Origin of the sequence: Kutzneria buriramensis (assembly GCF_003387475.1) — a bacterium.
GTDB classification, from domain to species: domain Bacteria; phylum Actinomycetota; class Actinomycetes; order Mycobacteriales; family Pseudonocardiaceae; genus Kutzneria; species Kutzneria buriramensis.
In genome coordinates, this window is the sequence record NZ_QUNO01000001.1 from 575,997 (window position 1) to 592,993 (window position 16,997).

The window sequence follows — 16,997 nt, forward strand, 5'->3', positions numbered from 1 at the left end:
TTGACAGTCCATGTAGCGGTCGACTTCGGCACGTCCAGCACGTGCGTGGCGGTGGCCGTCGACGGCAGGGAGCCGCAGCTGGTCGTCCTGGAGGGCGGCACGCCGGTGATGCCGTCGGCGGTCTTCGCCGACCGCGGCGGCACCCTGTTCGTGGGCCAGGAGGCTGAGCGGCAGGCGGCCGTCGACCCGTCCCGGTACGAGCCGAACCCGAAGCGCCGGATCGACGAGGGCCAGCTGCTGCTCGGCGACACCGTGCTGAACGTGCTGGACGTGGTGCGGGCGGTGCTGGTCCGGGCGACCGGCGAGGCGAGGCGGCTGGTCGGCGGCGCGCGCATCGACCTGCTGGTGCTGACCCATCCCGCCGACTGGGGCGCGGTCCGCACCCGGATCCTGCGCCAGGCTGGGCAGGGGCTGGGCACGGAGGTGTCGCTGGTGCCGGAACCGGTGGCCGCGGCGGTGTTCCACTCGGCGTCCACGGCGATGCCGGACGGCACCGCCCTGGCCGTGTTGGACTTCGGCGGCGGCACGGTTGACGCCAGCGTGGTGCGCCGGCGCGGGGCGTCGTTCGAGGTGCTGGCCACGCGCGGTGAGCCCAACTTCGGCGGCGCGGACATCGACCAGGCGCTGCTGGAACACGTCGGCACGCTGGTGTCCGCGCAGGAACCGGAGGCGTGGCAGGCGCTGGTCGAGGGCCGGGAGATGGCCGACCGACGGCGGCGCCGCGTGCTGCGGCAGGACGTCCGCGGCGCGAAGGAGACGCTGTCCCGGCACGCCTACACCGACGTGCCGATGCCCACACCGTTCCCGGACGCCCATGTCACGCGGGCCGACCTGGAGCGGCTGATCGGCCCGCAGCTGGGTCGCGCGGCCGACCTGGTCGCGGACACCGTCAAGGCGGCCCGGCTGACGCCCGGCGAGCTGAGCACGGTGTTCCTGGTCGGCGGTTCCAGCCGGATCCCGCTGGTCGCGCGGCTCGTGCACGAGCGGGTCGGCGTGCTGCCGACCACCTTGGACCAGCCGGAGACGGTGGTGGCCCGCGGTGCGTTGCGCGTGGTGACGCTTGATCCACATCGGACGGGAGCGTTCCCGGGCGTGCGGCCGCCGAGCCCGATGCAGCAACCGCTGGAGACGCCCAGTCCCGGTTACTCCGCCGTCCCGGTCGGCGGCGCGGGGCCGATGCCAGCAGGCGCGGCGGAGGTCACTCATCCCGTGCAGCCGAGCAACTTCCCACAGGTGCCGGCTCCGGTGGCGGTGAGGCGCAAGAGCAAGTGGCTGCCGTGGATCGTGGTCGGGTCTGTGGTGGTGGTGATCGCCGCTGCGGTGACGGTGTTCCGGCTGGTCACCGGCGGTCCCGAGGGCAAACCCGTGGCGCAGTACGACTACCGATTCACCGCGCCGCCGGGGTGGAGCCAGATCGGCGGCGACGCGGCCAACCGCGAGGTGCAGCTCAAGCCGGACGGCTCCACCGGCCAGGACCTGATCGCCGTGCAGGAGCGGGCGCTGGACTACGACGCCACCGTCCAGCGCGACCTGGCCATCAGCCAGGTGCGGTCGGCCGTGGACAAGGCCGGTTCCGCCTTCTCCGGCTTCTCGGCCGCGACCAGCTTCGGCGGCAAGGACGTCGTCCACTACCGGCAGCAGGTCGACGGCGCCACGGTCGACTGGTACGTGGTGCTGAAGGGGAAGGCGCAGGTCAGCGTCGGCTGCCAGTACCCGGCCGGCGACCAGGACACCATGCGCGCCGCGTGCCAGCAGGTCGTGAGCACGCTCGCCGTCGACGCATAAGAGGGGGAAACGTCGTGGCTATCGGGGATTCGATGAGCCAGTTCCGGTCCGATGTGGACGCCGCGGTGGCCCGGGGCGGCCGGGCCGCCGCCGAGGCCCGGGCGCGCAGCGCCGCCACCAAGGGCAAGACCCGGGAGCTGGCCGGCAAGATTCGCGCCCGCCAGGAGCACCCGCAGCCGGGCGACCTGACGTCGCCGGGGATGCGCCGGGCGGCGACCTCCTTCCGTAACGACGAGGGGCTGCCGGTGGAGCGGCTGCCGGAGGGCACCGAGCTGCTCGCCCCGATCGGGTCGACTACACCGAGTTCCCCGAAGCCACCCGTGACGGGGTCCCGACGCCCCCTTCCGAGTGACGACGACGAGGACTTTTCGCAAAAGGGAATCCTCTACCGCGGCTAGTTCCACCCGGCCGCGTTTACTAGAGCAACTGTTTGCGAAGAAGTCGCGACGGGGTGGAACCGACCATGGCACTGTCGTCGTCGCAGTAGACGTACGAACCAAGCAAGCTGCACTCACCCAGATTGAAGGGGGCCCGTCCCAATGTCCGCTGGTTACGGCACCAACTTTGCCGAGATGGCGAGCTGCGCGAAGGACATCGAGAGCGTCGAGCAGGAGATCAACGGCGCCGTTAACAAGCTCAACAGCGACCTCGAGCCGCTGAAGGCCAGCTGGCAGGGTCAGGCCTCGGCCGCGTTCCAGCAGCTCCAGGAGCGCCTGATGGAGGACGCCAAGAAGCTGAACCAGGCCCTGTCCGACATCTCCAACGCGATGAAGACCGCGTCCGGCACCTACCAGCAGCAGGAAGAGGAAGCCCACCGCGGCATCAGCAACATCGCCAGCCGCCTGGGTGGCTGAGCTAAGCCTCTCGTTTCGGTTGCGCCGGAAAACACAGCTTCTTCATTCGCAGGTTTGACAGACTTCATTCAGGGGAGAAAACAGTGGCTGACAGTTCCATCAAGGTGACCTTCGCCGAGATCCAGCAGGCGGCGTCCGACATCAACAGCGCGTCGCAGCAGATCGACTCGCACCTCGACCAGCTCAAGGCGAAGATCGCGCCGATCGTCGCCGACTGGACCGGTGACGCCGCCGAGGCGTACCAGGTCGCGCAGAAGAACTGGGACGACGCCGCCAAGGAGTTCAACCAGACCCTCCAGGCCATCGGTATCGCCGTCCGCGACGCCGGCTCGGGCTACGAGGGCGCCGAGGGCGCGGCCAAGAAGCTCTGGGGCTGAGACCTTCGTCACGTGGCTTCGTGATGCCGTGGACCCCGGGACATCACCCTCCCGGGGTCCACGTATGTGTTCCGACCACCCGTTTTGACCCTCACGGGGGCAGCCGGGTATCTTCTTTGTTTGTTGTGCGGTAATGCGGCGCGAGGCTTGCTGCCGCGCGTGCTCCAGCAGTTTCGATCACGCTGGCGCGCCCCGCCGCAACGACACCCCATGACACGAGCGTCGACCTGCGCAAGGTCGCGCACAGAGTGAGTGACGACGAGGTAGGTCCGTGCGCACGTACAGCCCGAAGGCCGGCGAGGTGAACCGCGCCTGGCACGTCATCGACGCCCAGGACGTGGTGCTCGGCCGGCTCGCCACCCAGGCCGCGACGCTGCTGCGTGGCAAGCACAAGCCCATCTACGCCCCGCATGTCGACACCGGCGACTTCGTCGTCATCGTGAACGCCGAGAAGGTGGCGCTCACCGGCAACAAGCGGGAGCAGGCGTTCGTGTACCGCCACAGCGGTCACCCGGGCGGCCTGAGCAAGCGCTCCTTCGGCGAGATGCTGGAGAAGCAGCCGGAGCGCCTGGTCGAGCAGGCGATCAAGGGCATGCTGCCGCACACCCGTCTGGGTCGCGCCATGGCCAGCAAGCTGAAGGTGTACGCCGGCCCGGCGCACCCGCACGCGGCGCAGCAGCCGCAGCCGTTCGAGATCACCAAGATCGCCCAGTGACCGAGGAAGTTTCCGTGACCACTCCTGACCACGAGCCCGAGCAGCTCGCCGACGAGGCCGTCGCCGCCGAGGCTGTCGAGACCACCGAGGCCGACGCCGTCGCCGAGTTCGACGCCGCGGTCGAGTCGGACACCGAGGCCGAGGCCGCTCCGGCGCCCGCCCCGGTCGCGCTGCCCAACCGTCTGATCCAGACCGTCGGCCGCCGCAAGGAGGCCATCGTTCGCGTGCGCCTGGTGCCGGGTTCCGGCAAGTTCACGCTGAACGGCAAGAGCCTGGAGCAGTACTTCCCGAACAAGGTCCACCAGCAGCTCATCAAGGAGCCGCTGGTGACCGTCGAGCGCACCGAGATGTTCGACGTCATCGGCAACCTCGTCGGCGGCGGCATCTCCGGCCAGGCCGGCGCGCTGCGGCTGGCGATCGCCCGTGCGCTCATCGAGTTCGAGTCCGAGGACCGTCCGGCCCTGAAGAAGGCCGGCTTCCTGACCCGTGACCCGCGGGCCAAGGAGCGGAAGAAGTACGGCCTCAAGAAGGCCCGCAAGGCGCCTCAGTACTCCAAGCGTTAAAACGAGCGAAACGGGCGACGTGTGCCTGCGGAAAGCGCAGGCCGACGTCGCCCGTTTTGTGTTTTCTGGGGCTCTCGCCCCAGGCCCCAAGGCAGGAGGGCTCCGCCCCCTGCACCCCCGCTCCGGCGCGGCGGCCCGGCAGCGTGACGCAACCCCATGCTGCCCCGGTGCGCCTGAGTCGTAGTCTGACCGCCCCGATGTCCCCGCCCCCGGAGGTAGCAGCGTCCATGTCCCGTCTGTTCGGCACCGACGGCGTCCGCGGTATGGCCAACGCCGACCTGACCCCGGAACTGGCGCTCTCCCTGGCCGCGGCGGCGGCTCGCGTGCTGGCCGAGCACGACACCTCGCACCGCCCGGTGGCGGTGGTGGGCCGGGACCCGCGGGCCAGCGGCGAGATGCTGGAGGCGGCGGTCACCGCGGGCCTCACGGCGGCAGGCGCGGACGTGCTCCGGCTGGGCGTCCTGCCGACTCCGGCGGTGGCCTTCCTGGTCGCCGAGCTGGACGCCGACCTGGGCGTGATGATCTCCGCCTCGCACAACCCGATGCCCGACAACGGCATCAAGTTCTTCGCCAAGGGCGGCGTGAAGCTGTCCGACGAGCTGGAGGACGAGATCGAGGCCCGGCTCGGCGAGACCGCGAGCCGACCCACCGGCGCTGGCGTGGGCCGGGTCACCGACGTGCCGGACGCGGCCAGCCGCTACATCGACCACTTGCTGCTCTCCACCCCGCACGACCTGCACGGCCTCAAGATCGTGGTGGACTGCGCGAACGGCGCGGCCTCCACCACCGCGCCGCAGGCCTACCGCCGGGCGGGGGCCGAGGTCGTCGCCATTCACGCCGACCCGAACGGCCTCAACATCAACGACGGCGTCGGCTCCACGCACCTGGACGTGCTCCAGGCGGCGGTGCTCGAGCACGGGGCCGACCTGGGCATCGCGCACGACGGCGACGCCGACCGCTGCCTCGCCGTGGACGGCACCGGCGCCCAGGTCGACGGCGACCAGATCATGGCTGTGCTCGCGCTGGCCCTCAAGGACGCCGGCGAGCTCAAGGACGACACCCTGGTCGCCACCGTGATGAGCAACCTCGGCCTGCACCTGGCGATGAAGGACAACGGCGTGCGGCTGCTCACCACCGCCGTCGGCGACCGCTACGTCGTCGAGGAACTGCGGGCCGGCGGCTACTCGCTGGGCGGCGAGCAGTCCGGCCACGTGATCCTGCCCTCGCACGCCACCACCGGCGACGGCCTGCTGACCGCGCTCCGGCTGATGGCCCGCGTGGCCGCCACCGGCAAGACGCTGACCGACCTGGCCGGCGTGATGCGGCGGCTGCCGCAGGTGCTGATCAACGTCCGGGTCGCGGACAAGGCCGCCGTCGCCGCCGCCGAGACGGTCAGCAAGGCCGTCGCCGAGGTGACCGCCGAGCTGGGCGAGACCGGTCGCGTGCTGCTGCGGCCGTCCGGCACCGAGCAGCTGGTCCGGGTGATGGTCGAGGCCCCCAGCCACGAGGAGGCGCACGGGGCCGCCGCCCGCCTGGCCGAGGTGGTCTCCGCCGTCGGCTGAACCGCCACACCGGTTCGGTGATAGCGCCCGGCCCTGTCCGGTTTCTGTAATAGTGTGCGACTCATCGGCGTGGGCCGCGGGGTGGAACCGAAACACGCCCCGCGGAGTCCGAGTAGTCAGCCACACCAGGGGGCCAGGGGAGGGCGAAGATCATGTCGGGCAGCGTCAAGGCCGATGGCCAGGCGATCACCACTCTCGGTTCGTACTTCCGGGATCTCGACGAGACGACCGCGGCCGGCTACCGCACCACGCTGGACTCGGTGCACGTCACGGGTGACATCACGGGCCGCTCGTGCCCGCAGGCGGGGGACGCCGCGACGAAGGCCGTGCAGACATTGAGCGCCAACGTGAAGGACTTCGGTTCCCACGCCGAGGACATCTGCGCCGGATTGAACGCGACCGCGAAGAACTACGGCGACACCGATTCCGCGAATGCGTCCTCGATCTCCTCGGCCGGGGGTAGGGCCTGATGCCCGGCAAATTGGTGAAACACGTCGGCGCCAAGCTGAGAGAGGTCACATCGAGCACGCCCGGCGTGGGCCGATCCGACGACGTCTGCGACAGCCACACCGACAAACGCGACGGCTTCAAGCCGTACATCGATCTCTACAACAGTTACACCGGCAAGAATCTCAACTTCGACACCGACATCGTCAAGCCGTTCGACCAGCCCCGGGGCATCGACTACGGCAAGCTGACCCAGGCCGCGAAGGATCTTCAGAAGGTCGGCACCGATTTCGCCGCCACCCGCGACGCGATGAACTCGAAGGTCGCCGGCGTGGTCGGCAGCTCGTGGCAGGGCGACGCCGCGAACGCGTTCGGCGCGTACACGCAGCAGTTCGACGCCAAGGCGCAGAGCATCGACGGCGATCTGGCCAAGCTGAGCCAGGCCATCACCGCCAGCACCCAGGCCGCGCAGAAGATCGTCGACGCCTACGGGCACACGCTGGACCAGATCGACTTCGACAAGATCGCGTTCGAGATCCCCGACCTGGTCCAGCTGATCATCGTCTACAAGTGCGAGATGGGGCTCGACGACCTCGTCAAGTGGCTCAAGGACGGGCTCGCCGACCTGATCGGCTTCACCATGCCCGGCGGCGCGCTGTTCGACCTCGCCATGGACCTCTGCGACACCCTCGCCGAGGCCCTGCTGTGGTGCCTGAGCTGGGCGGCCGACGAGCTGCTGCAGGCCGTTGCCGGCCTGACCAAGAAGGTGCTCGACGCCGGCTTCAAGGACCCGTTCGAGCAGAATCTCCAGCTGCTGCAACAGGGTTCGACCGCCGCGGACAACGGCATCAAGCAGGCGTTCCAGACCCTGATCACCGCCGCCGAGGCCGTCAACAAGACGCCGTTCTCCGGGCTGTCCCAGGTGCCCGAGGGCGGGCCGACCAAGACCGGTGGCGGTGGCGGTGGCGGGGGCACCGGCGGCGGTGGTGGGGGCGGCGGTGGCGGTGGCGGTTCGATGGGCGGTGGCGGTGGTGGCGGCGGTGCGCCGACCCAGCCGCAGAGCGTCCAGCCGCCGGCCACACCCCAGCCGCCCCACGTGCCTCAGGTTCCGCAGCCGACCACGCCGCAGTCCGCGGAGACCGTGAAGATCCACGACGGCTCCAACGACATCGACGTCACCAGCCCGGACGGCCAGGGCCACGTCAAGATCAAGGTGGACACCGGCGACGGCAAGCCGGCCAAGACGTACGACGTCGACTTCAGCAAGGTGGCCAACAATCCGGCGGTGGCCGGGCTGGCCGGCCAGCCGGGGGCGACCGGCCAGGGCGGCGTGCCGGGACAACCCGGCGTGCCGGGCCATGGTGGCCTCAATCAGCCGGGAATGGCTGGGCAGGGCGGGATTCCCGGGCACACCGGTGCGCCGGGCCAGGGTGGTCCCGGTCAGCCGGGAATGCCGGCGCAGGGCGGCGTTCCGGGCCAGACCGGAGTGCCGATCCAGGGCGGGGTCCCGGGGCAGCCGGCCACCAACCCGGACGGCTCCATTCCCACGCCGGCCGGCGCCGACGGCAAGGCCGTCATCCACGACGGCGACCTCACGATCACCGCCCAGCAGGGCAAGGTGCCGGGCGAGGTGCAGGTGTCCATCGACGACGGCTCCGGCAAGCCGCCGCACACCTACACCATCGACTACAACAACGCCGACGGTCCGGCGGCGTCGCCGACGCACGCTGCCGACGCCGACCCGGGGCAGCCGCATGTCGGCCCGCATCCGACCAACGACCAAGCCGACCCAACCTCTGACCAGCCGGCCTCGACCGGTGCGCACGCCCTCGACGAACCGCCGGCGCACGACGCGGCATGGACCCCGCCGGACGACACCACCGCGTCCACGGGCCCGCAGCACGCGCTGCCGGACGACGTCGCGATGCCGGACCCGGCGGCGTGGACCGCGCCGGCGGCGGCGGATTCGGGCACGTACGACTTCGTGGCAACCGGCGATCACGACCAGGGCAGCATCTCCGGGAGCCTTTTCGACCCGCCCGCGGCCACGACCGTCGCCTCGGCTTCGTTCACCTCCGGGGCGCACGTCGACACCGGTGGCCAGGGGGCGTGGAACTTCGGCACCGAGCACAGCGTGGTCGGCGACCAGGGCGGTCATCACAGCGCCTGGGACACCGCCCACGCGGCGTCGGCCCCGAGCATGACGCCGACCGAGCAGGCCAGTGCCCCCGGCGACGCCGGCCTGGCCCAGATGGGCGGCGGCGCGCACCAGGCGGCCGCCCCGCCGATGAGCGGAGGCATGCCGATGATGGGCGCGATGGGCGGCGGCGGGCACGGCGGCGGTGGCGAGGACCAGGAACGCAGCACCAACGCGGCTTGGCGGACGACTCAGGGCGGCGTCTTCGACGACACCACGGGATCGGCGTCGGTGGCGCGGATGAACGGCGTGCTCGGTGACGACGAGGGGAGCCAGCGCCAGTGAGCTACCAGGCGATCGTCGCCGCGGACAACGCCGTCGCCGAGATGCAGCGGCTCCAGGACGACGTCACGCGGCAGCGGGCCGAGAGCGAGCAGAAGTTCGCCCAGGCCCTCAAGGAGAACCGCGAGACCACGCAGAAGGCCCTCGACGAGGCGCAGACCAAGCGCGACGGCCGCACCGCCCCGCGCCCGGCGCACGAGGGCCGCGAGGAGACCTTCACGTTCCTCGACACCGAGGACGACTACGACCCGCCGGCCACGCCGTCGTTCCAGATGCCGGAGATCCCGCCCCCGCCGCGTCCCACGCCGCGGCGCACCGCGCGTCCCCGCATCGAAGACGACGATGACGACGACTACTCGAACCAGAGCTGGATGAGGTAGCTCAGGCCCTCGCCGCCGGCCGACCGGCGCGCTGATACCCCACCGGGGCGCGTTTCACGTCGCCGTACAGCAAGGCGTCGTACGTCTTGTCGCCGTTCAGCTGCCGCAGCAGGAACGCCGTGATCAGCGCCTTGGCGACGGTCTGTGTCCTCGCCTCGCCGCGGCCGTGCAGCAGCAGCTCGCTCCAGTGCCGGCCCTCGGCGAAGCCGAGGTGGTTGGCGTCGGCGATGGTGCGCAGCTGCACCGGCCCGCCCCAGTTCTGCGCGATCGCCTCGGCGTGGCCGACCGGCGGCGCGATCAGGTCCTCCTCGGCGGCGAGGTGCACGGCCGGCATCCGGCACAGCCGGGCGGCCTCCACCGCCGACGGCCGCGTCTCCGACGCCGCGACGGTGAACACGCCGCGGATCCGGTCGTCCTCGGCCGCCGCGAGCACCGCCGCGCCCGCGCCCGCCGAATGCCCGCCGACCGCGAGCTTGTCCCCGTCGACGCTCAGGTCGCCGTCGCCGAGCCGCACGCCCGACACCACGTCCAGCGCCGTGCGCAGGTCGTCGGCGAACAGCCGGGCCGACGCCAGCGGGCCACGGTGGGTGGCCGGCGCGGCCACGACCACGCCCCAGGACGCGAGGTGCCGGAACAGGCCCAGGTAGCGCTGCGGCGGCTGGAGCCAACCGTGCCCGAACGCGACCGCCGGCAGGCCGTGCCCCCGACGCGGGGTGAACAGCGTGCCCGGCAGCCCGACCAGGGCCAGATCGCCGCGGCGCACGCCGTGCGGACCGGGCCGGCTCAGCTCCGTGAGCGCCTGCTTCGCGGTCAACGGCTTGCGTCGCGACATACCCGGACCGTACCGCGTCTTCGGCGCGCGTTCCGCGCGCGGCTCGGCCGCCCACGAGGCCGGTGCCTTCCCTTGCCGTTTTTCGATCGATGGACAGACTCGATCGAAAAACGGCCGCGGTCCAGGCACCGGCGGCGGCCTCGCGACTTTCGATCAGTATTGGTCTACACCAAATCGATTCCGATCATGGCTCTGACCTGGTGTGACGGGAAACAACCCGGCCGGCCGCAACCGGCTTGTGGTCTAGCTACCCTGTACCGTCGTGTGCGGAATCGTGGGTTACACCGGTCATCGCCCGGCGCTGGACGTCGTCCTCGAGGGCTTGCGCCGTCTGGAGTATCGCGGATACGACTCGGCGGGCGTCGCCGTGCTCGACGGCGAGGGCGGCCTGGCCGTCGAACGCAAGGCCGGCCGGCTGGCCAACCTGGAGGCCCGGCTCGACGAGGTCGGCCGGGACACGCTGACCGGCGGCACCGGCATGGGCCACACCCGGTGGGCCACGCACGGCGCGCCGATCGACCGCAACTCGCACCCGCACCGGGACACCACCGGACGGATCGCGGTGGTGCACAACGGGATCATCGAGAACTTCGCGCAGCTGCGGGCCGAACTGGAGGCCGACGGCGTCGAGCTGGCCAGCGACACCGACAGCGAGACGGCCGCGCACCTGGTCGCCCGGGTCTACGACGGCGACCTCGCCGCGGCCGTGCGGACCGTGTGCCGGCGCCTGGAGGGTGCGTTCACGCTGGTCGTGACCCACGTCGACGAGCCGGACAAGGTGGTCGCGGCGCGCCGCTCCTCGCCGCTGGTGGTCGGCGTCGGCGACGGCGAGACCTTCCTGGCCTCCGACGTGGCCGCGTTCATCGAGCACACCCGGGACGCCGTCGAGCTGGGCCAGGACCAGATCGTCACGATCACCAAGGACGGCTACGAGGTCACCGACTTCCACGGGGAGCCGGTGCAGGCCAAGCCGTTCCAGGTGAACTGGGACCTGTCGGCCGCCGAGAAGGGCGGCCACGACTACTTCATGCTCAAGGAGATCGAGGAGCAGCCGGAGGCGCTGGCCAACACCCTGCGCGGGCACTTCGCCGACGGCCGGATCGTGCTCGACGAGCAGCGGCTGGCCGACCAGGACCTGCGCGACGTGGACAAGGTCTTCGTCGTCGCCTGCGGCACCGCCTACCACTCCGGCCTGGTCGCCAAGTACGCCATCGAGCACTGGACGCGGCTGCCCGTGGAGTGCGAGCTGGCCAGCGAGTTCCGCTACCGCGACCCGGTGCTGGACCGTGACACCCTGGTGGTGGCCATCTCGCAGTCCGGCGAGACCGCCGACACGCTGGAGGCGGTGCGGCACGCCCGTGAGCAGAAGGCCCGCGTGCTGGCCATCTGCAACACCAACGGCGCGCAGATCCCGCGCGAGTCCGACGCCGTGCTCTACACGCACGCCGGCCCGGAGATCGGGGTCGCCGCGACCAAGACGTTCCTCGCCCAGATCGCCGCGAACTACCTGGTCGGCCTGGCGCTGGCGCAGGCCCGTGGCACCAAGTACCCGGACGAGGTGGCCCGCGAGTTCCGCGAGTTGGAGGCCATGCCGGCGGCGGTGCAGCACGCTCTGGGCACCGTCGACCAGGTCCGGGCGCTCGGCCGGGAGCTGTCCGACTCCAAGGCGGTGCTGTTCCTCGGGCGGCACGTCGGCTTCCCCGTCGCCCTGGAGGGCGCGTTGAAGCTGAAGGAGTTGGCGTACATGCACGCCGAGGGCTTCGCCGCCGGCGAGCTCAAGCACGGCCCGATCGCGCTGATCGAGGACCAGCTCCCGGTGGTCGTCGTGATGCCGTCGCCGAAGGGTCGGGCGGTGCTGCACAGCAAGCTGCTGTCCAACATCAGCGAGATCCAGGCCCGGGGTGCGCGCACCATCGTCATCGCCGAGGAGGGGGACGACACGGTCAAGCCGTTCGCGGACCACCTGATCGAGGTACCGGCGGTGCCAACCCTGTTGCAGCCCTTGGTTTCCAGTGTCCCCCTTCAGGTGTTGGCGGCCGAGATCGCCCGCAGCCGCGGCTACGACGTCGACAAGCCGCGTAACCTCGCGAAGTCCGTGACCGTCGAGTGATCGAGGCTTCTCATGCGGGGCGTGTGGACTGCCGACCAGGTTCGGGCTGCTGAGCAGCGGGTCTTCACCAGGGTGCCGGAAAGCCGGCTGATGCGGATCGCCGCGTACGCCGTGGCCAACGAAGTGCTGGCGCTGCTGTCCGACCTGACCGGCGGCACGTCCGGGCGTCGGGTCGGGCTGCTCGTCGGTGCCGGCAACAACGGCGGCGACGCCCTGTGGGCGGGCGCTTTCCTTTGCCGGCGCGGGGTTTCCGTGACGGCGGTGCTGCTGTCGCCGGAACGTGCGCACGTCGCCGGGCTGGCCGCGTTCCGTCGTGCCGGCGGCCGCATCGGTGATTCGGTCGCCGGTGCCGACGTCGTCGTCGACGGCATCGTTGGCTTGTCCGCCAAGGGATCCCTGCGTCCGAACGCCGCCGCGCTGGTGGATTCCGTGCGGGCGCCGATCGTCGCCGTGGACCTGCCCAGTGGCGTCGACCCCGACACCGGCGCCATCGACGGTCCGCACGTGGAGGCCGACGTCACCGTGACGTTCGGAGGTCGGAAGCCTTGCCACGTGGTCGGTCCCGGCGCGGTTGCCTCCGGGCGTGTGCGCGTAGTCGACATCGGTATCGCTGACGACCTCGACGACCCGCTCGCAGTGTTGCTGGAGTCCGAGGACATCGCGGACGCGTGGCCCATCCCCGGGCCGACCGACGACAAGTACACGCAGGGCGTCACCGGCATCGCCGCCGGATCGGCCACCTACCCCGGTGCCGCCGTGCTCTCCACCGGTGCCGCCGTGCTCGCGACGTCCGGCATGGTCCGCTACGCCGGCACCGCCGCCGACGTCGTGCGGACCCGGTGGCCCGAGGTCGTCGCGACCGGCAACGTCGGCGACGCCGGCCGGGTACAGGCGTGGGTCGTCGGGCCCGGCCTCGGCACCGGCAAGGCCGGTCGGGAGGTCCTCGCGGACGTCCTCGCCGCCGGCGTGCCCGTGTGCGCCGACGCCGACGCCATCACCCTGCTCGCCGGCGACCCCACCCTGTGGGACGCCCGCGACCCCGAGACGCCGCTCGTGCTCACCCCGCACGACCGCGAGTTCGCCCGTCTCGCCGGTGACGTCGGACCCGACCGCATCGCCGCAGCCCGCCGCGCCGCCGCTCGGTTCCACGCCGTCGTGCTGCTCAAGGGCCATTCCACCGTCGTCGCCGCCCCCGACGGCCGGGTGCTCGTCAACCAGTCCCGTTCCTCCTGGCCCGCCACCGCCGGCTCCGGCGACGTCCTGTCGGGGCTCATCGGCGCCCTGCTCGCCGCAGGCGAGGACCCCTGGCTCGCCGCCGGCTGCGCCGCGTACGTGCACGAGCTCGCCGCCGACCTCGCCGCCGACGGCGCCCCCGCCCCTGCCTCCCACCTCCAGGCCGCCATCCCCGACGCCATCCGCCACATCCGCAGCGCGTATATACACTAGACTCGTCTCTGTATATACGGAGACGGAGGCTCGCCATGACGCGCACCCTGATCGACATCGACGACGCCCTACTGCTCCAGGCCCAGCAGGTGCTCGGAACCGGCACGAAGAAGGACACGGTCAACACGGCGCTGGCCGAGGTCGTCGCGCTTCAGGCGCGGCGGAACTTCCTCGCCGCCGCGCGGGGCGGGGCCTTCGCCGACCTCGCCGACCCGGACGTACGGGGTGAGGCGTGGCGGTAGCCCGCTACCTGGCGGACACCAGTGCGTTGGCCCGGCTGCACAAGGCGGTGGTGTACGAGTTCCTGGGGCCGTTGATCGAGGCCGGACTGGTCGCGATCTGCTCGATGGTCGAGCTGGAGATCTTGTATTCGGCGCGGGGGAAGGGCGACTACGAGAGCCGCCGCGCCCAGTTGGCGGCCGGCTTCGAGCGGCTGCCCTCGCCGGACGAGGTGTGGCAGCGCGCCGTGGAGGTGCAGGAAGGCCTGGCGCGGCGGGGCTCACACCGTGGCGTCAAGCTGCCGGACCTGCTCATCGCGGCGACCGCCGACCGGCACGGTGTGGTGCTCCTGCACTACGACGTCGACTACGACGACATCGCGGCGATCACCGATCAGCCGACCCGGTGGGTGGTGCCGCCGGGCACCGCCGACTGAGCTGTGACGTAGCCCGTTCAGCGGTCTTTGCCCGGCCGGGTGTCCTCGGCCTGTGTCACCATGAACGCGCTATGGCTGATCAGCACAATCCCCTCCCACGGGCCGAGGTCCGCATCGACCTGGACGCCGTGAAGCACAACGTCGAGTTGTTGACCCGGCTGGCGGGCCAGTCCGGGGCGCAGACGATGGCTGTGGTCAAGGCCGACGGGTACGGCCACGGCGCGGTGGCGGTGGGCAACGCGGCGCTGGCAGCGGGCGCGTCGTGGCTGGGCGTGGCCTCGGTGGACGAGGCGCTGGCGCTGCGCGCGGCGGGCATCCAGGCGCGCATCTTCTGCTGGCTGCACACGGTGGACGACAACTTCGGCCCGGCAGTCGCGGCGGGCATCCACCTGTCGGTGTCCTCGCTGCGCCAGCTGTGGGCGGTCAACTCGGCGGCCCGCGCGGTCGGCCAGGAGGCCCGGGTCCACCTCAAGATCGATACGGGCCTGACCCGCGGCGGGGCGCAGCCGGCGGACTGGCCGGCGCTGGTCGAGGCGGCCTCCGCCGCCCACGACGAGGGCACGATCGAGATCGCGGCGGTGTGGTCGCACCTGGCCAACGCGGACGAGCCGGGGCACCCGTCGATGGACCGGCAGGCGGCCCGCCTGGACGAGGCGTACAAGGTGGTCCTGGACGCCGGCCTGCACCCGCTGCGCCATCTGGCCAACTCGGCGGCCACGCTGACCCGCCCGGACCTGCACTTCGACCTGGTGCGCCCGGGCATCGCGGTGTACGGCCTGAACCCGGTCCCGGGCAGCGCCGACCTGAAGCCGGTGATGACGTTCCGCTCCTCGGTGTCGCTGGTCCGCCGGGTCCCGGCCGGCGAGTCCGTCTCCTACGGCCATACCTGGACCGCCGACACGGACACCACCCTGGCGCTGGTCCCGGTCGGCTACGCGGACGGCGTGCCGCGGGCCCTGTCCGGGCAGATGGACGTCTGGCTGGGCGGCAGCCGGCGGCCGGTGGTGGGCCGGGTGTGCATGGACCAGATCGTGGTGGACTGCGGCGACGACCCGATCACCGACGGGGACGAGGTGATCCTGTTCGGGTCCGGCGAGCACGGCGAGCCGACCGCGCGGGAGTGGGCCGACAGGACCGGCACCATCGACTACGAGATCGTCACCGGGATGTACCGGCCGAGGGTCCGGCGCAGCTACGTCGGCGGCGCGCGATGAGGCCGTGGGTGAAGGCCGCCGGAGTGACCGGCGGCGTGGTGGGCGCGGCGGCGACGGGTTTAGTCCTGGGCGCGGCGGCGCAGAACGCCCGCATCGCACGGCAGCGCCGCGACGCCGACGACCCGCACGAGGACGAGCCGCTCGGCCAGTTACGCCCGAGTCGGGAGTGCACGGTGGCCGCGGACGACGGCGTGCCGATCGCGTGCGAGGAGGTCGACCCGGAGGACGGCGGCGCCCCGGAGCTGACCGTCGTGCTGGTGCACGGCTTCGTGCTGGACCGCCGCTGCTGGCACTTCCAGCGCCGCGACCTGGCGAAGATGGTCGATCCCCGGGTCCGCCTCGTGCTGTACGACCAGCGCAGCCACGGCCGCTCCGGCCGGGCCACCGCCGAGTCCAGCACCATCGAGCAGCTGGGCCGCGACCTCGCCGCCGTGCTCAGGGCCTTGGTCCCGGACGGTCCGCTCGTGTTGGTCGGGCACTCCATGGGCGGCATGACGATCATGGCCCTGGCCGAGCAGGAGCCCGAGCTGTTCGTGGAGCGCGTCCGCGGCGTCGCGCTGATCGGCACCTCGGCCGGCGACGTCGGCGCGTCCGGCCTGCCCCGTCCGCTGCTGTCCCGGCACAACCCGGCCACCCGCGGCCTCGGCCTGCTCGCGAACTGGCAGCCCGGCCTGGTCGAATGGGCGCGCAAGGCAGGCGGCCAGCTCACCTGGAGCGCCATCCGCGGCCTGGCCTTCGGCGACCGCGCGGTCAGCCCCAAGCTGGTCGACCTGATGGACACGATGATCGACGGGACCTCGCTCGCGGCCATCACCGACTTCGTCCGTACCCTGGGTTCGCACAACCGCTACGCGGCGCTGGCCGGGCTGCGGCACTGCAAGGTGCTGGTGCTCAGCGGCGACGCCGACCGGCTCACGCCGTTCCGGCACGCCGAGGCGATCGCCGCCGAGCTGCCGGACGCCGAGCTGGTCCGCGCCGAGGGCGCCGGCCACATGGTGATGCTGGAGCAGGCCGACCTGGTCACCGGACACCTGGTGGAGCTCGTGCGGAGCTGTGCGGACGGCGAGACGAGTGGACGGCGATGGTGGAAACGGGCGTGAAGGAACTCCGGCTCCCGGAGGAGGCGGACACGGTCGAGTTCGGCCGGCGGCTGGGCGGGTTGCTTCGGGCCGGCGACCTGGTGCTGCTGTCGGGGCCGCTCGGCGCGGGCAAGACGGCGCTGACCAGGGGCATCGCCGAGGGGCTGGGCGTGCACGGCCGGGTCAGCTCGCCGACGTTCGTGATCGCCCGTGAGCACCGGGCCGGGACGCGGGGCGTCGGGCTGGTGCACGTCGACGCCTACCGGCTCGGCGGCCGCCTGGACGAGCTGGACGACCTGGACCTGGACACCGAGCTGGTGGACGCCGCCGTGGTGGTGGAGTGGGGCGAGGAGGGCGCCGAACGGCTGTCCGACGACCACCTGCTGATCCGCCTGGCCCGGCTCGACGACGACGTTCGAGTGGCGGAGCTGCACCCGCACGGTACCTGGACGGAGCGCGAGCTCCCCTGATTTCCGCCACATGCGCTTCCTACTTGCGC

At 71.7% G+C, this 16,997-nt stretch carries 18 protein-coding genes; 17 read left to right on the forward strand and 1 reads right to left on the reverse strand.

Going from position 1 to position 16,997, the window contains the following annotated elements; translation table 11 throughout:
- From BCF44_RS02760 to BCF44_RS02805, 10 genes are all read left to right on the forward strand, one after another.
- On the forward strand, window positions 1–1,785 hold the full coding sequence (locus tag BCF44_RS02760; protein ID WP_116172436.1) for a type VII secretion-associated protein: 1,785 nt from the start codon (window positions 1–3) through the stop codon (window positions 1,783–1,785).
- 14 nt (window positions 1,786–1,799) lie between these two features.
- Complete coding sequence (locus tag BCF44_RS02765) at window positions 1,800–2,183, forward strand: hypothetical protein (protein WP_116172437.1); 384 nt, start codon at window positions 1,800–1,802, stop codon at window positions 2,181–2,183.
- A gap of 141 nt (window positions 2,184–2,324) precedes the next feature.
- Window positions 2,325–2,639, forward strand: a complete 315-nt coding sequence (locus BCF44_RS02770; RefSeq protein WP_116172438.1) for a WXG100 family type VII secretion target — start codon at window positions 2,325–2,327, stop codon at window positions 2,637–2,639.
- Between the two features lie 83 nt (window positions 2,640–2,722).
- A complete protein-coding gene (locus tag BCF44_RS02775; RefSeq protein ID WP_246014789.1) occupies window positions 2,723–3,016 on the forward strand; it encodes a WXG100 family type VII secretion target in 294 nt (97 codons plus the stop codon).
- A gap of 271 nt (window positions 3,017–3,287) precedes the next feature.
- Window positions 3,288–3,731 carry a 50S ribosomal protein L13 gene (gene rplM / locus BCF44_RS02780; protein ID WP_116172439.1) on the forward strand — a complete coding sequence of 148 codons (444 nt, stop codon included), beginning with the start codon at window positions 3,288–3,290 and terminating at the stop codon, window positions 3,729–3,731.
- Between the two features lie 14 nt (window positions 3,732–3,745).
- Window positions 3,746–4,294, forward strand: a complete 549-nt coding sequence (rpsI, locus tag BCF44_RS02785; protein WP_116172856.1) for a 30S ribosomal protein S9 — start codon at window positions 3,746–3,748, stop codon at window positions 4,292–4,294.
- A 227-nt stretch (window positions 4,295–4,521) separates the two neighbouring features.
- Window positions 4,522–5,856, forward strand: a complete 1,335-nt coding sequence (gene glmM, locus BCF44_RS02790; protein ID WP_116172440.1) for a phosphoglucosamine mutase — start codon at window positions 4,522–4,524, stop codon at window positions 5,854–5,856.
- 152 nt (window positions 5,857–6,008) lie between these two features.
- Window positions 6,009–6,326 (forward strand): type VII secretion target, encoded by a 318-nt coding sequence (locus BCF44_RS02795; RefSeq protein WP_116172441.1) that lies wholly within the window; start codon window positions 6,009–6,011, stop codon window positions 6,324–6,326.
- A complete protein-coding gene (locus BCF44_RS56470; RefSeq protein ID WP_116172442.1) occupies window positions 6,326–8,785 on the forward strand; it encodes a WXG100 family type VII secretion target in 2,460 nt (819 codons plus the stop codon). Before BCF44_RS02795 ends, BCF44_RS56470 begins: the two co-directional genes overlap by 1 nt.
- On the forward strand, window positions 8,782–9,162 hold the full coding sequence (locus BCF44_RS02805) for an ATP synthase subunit B family protein (RefSeq protein ID WP_116172443.1): 381 nt from the start codon (window positions 8,782–8,784) through the stop codon (window positions 9,160–9,162). Before BCF44_RS56470 ends, BCF44_RS02805 begins: the two co-directional genes overlap by 4 nt.
- 1 nt (window position 9,163) lies before the next feature.
- On the opposite strand, the gene BCF44_RS02810 is transcribed toward BCF44_RS02805, so the two are convergent.
- The gene (locus BCF44_RS02810) at window positions 9,164–9,994 is read right to left on the reverse strand and encodes a poly(ethylene terephthalate) hydrolase family protein (RefSeq protein ID WP_116172444.1); all 831 of its coding nucleotides are present in this window, start codon (window positions 9,992–9,994) and stop codon (window positions 9,164–9,166) included.
- Between the two features lie 262 nt (window positions 9,995–10,256).
- Here BCF44_RS02810 and glmS point away from each other — a divergent pair, with 262 nt between their 5' ends.
- The 7 genes from glmS (at window position 10,257) to tsaE (ending at window position 16,968) form a co-directional block, all read left to right on the forward strand.
- Window positions 10,257–12,104, forward strand: coding sequence for a glutamine--fructose-6-phosphate transaminase (isomerizing) (gene glmS / locus BCF44_RS02815; RefSeq protein ID WP_116172445.1), 1,848 nt, complete (start codon window positions 10,257–10,259; stop codon window positions 12,102–12,104).
- Window positions 12,105–12,116: 12 nt separating this feature from the next.
- Complete coding sequence (locus BCF44_RS02820; RefSeq protein WP_116172446.1) at window positions 12,117–13,550, forward strand: NAD(P)H-hydrate dehydratase; 1,434 nt, start codon at window positions 12,117–12,119, stop codon at window positions 13,548–13,550.
- Window positions 13,551–13,585: 35 nt separating this feature from the next.
- Window positions 13,586–13,792 (forward strand): type II toxin-antitoxin system VapB family antitoxin, encoded by a 207-nt coding sequence (locus tag BCF44_RS02825; protein ID WP_116172447.1) that lies wholly within the window; start codon window positions 13,586–13,588, stop codon window positions 13,790–13,792.
- A complete protein-coding gene (locus tag BCF44_RS02830) occupies window positions 13,783–14,205 on the forward strand; it encodes a PIN domain nuclease (protein WP_116172448.1) in 423 nt (140 codons plus the stop codon). Before BCF44_RS02825 ends, BCF44_RS02830 begins: the two co-directional genes overlap by 10 nt.
- A 71-nt stretch (window positions 14,206–14,276) precedes the next feature.
- Entirely contained in the window at window positions 14,277–15,419 is a 1,143-nt protein-coding gene (gene alr / locus BCF44_RS02835; protein ID WP_116172449.1) for an alanine racemase, read from the forward strand.
- On the forward strand, window positions 15,416–16,519 hold the full coding sequence (locus BCF44_RS02840; RefSeq protein ID WP_116172450.1) for an alpha/beta fold hydrolase: 1,104 nt from the start codon (window positions 15,416–15,418) through the stop codon (window positions 16,517–16,519). Before alr ends, BCF44_RS02840 begins: the two co-directional genes overlap by 4 nt.
- On the forward strand, window positions 16,501–16,968 hold the full coding sequence (gene tsaE, locus BCF44_RS02845) for a tRNA (adenosine(37)-N6)-threonylcarbamoyltransferase complex ATPase subunit type 1 TsaE (RefSeq protein ID WP_116172451.1): 468 nt from the start codon (window positions 16,501–16,503) through the stop codon (window positions 16,966–16,968). Before BCF44_RS02840 ends, tsaE begins: the two co-directional genes overlap by 19 nt.
- Window positions 16,969–16,997 lie beyond the last annotated feature (29 nt).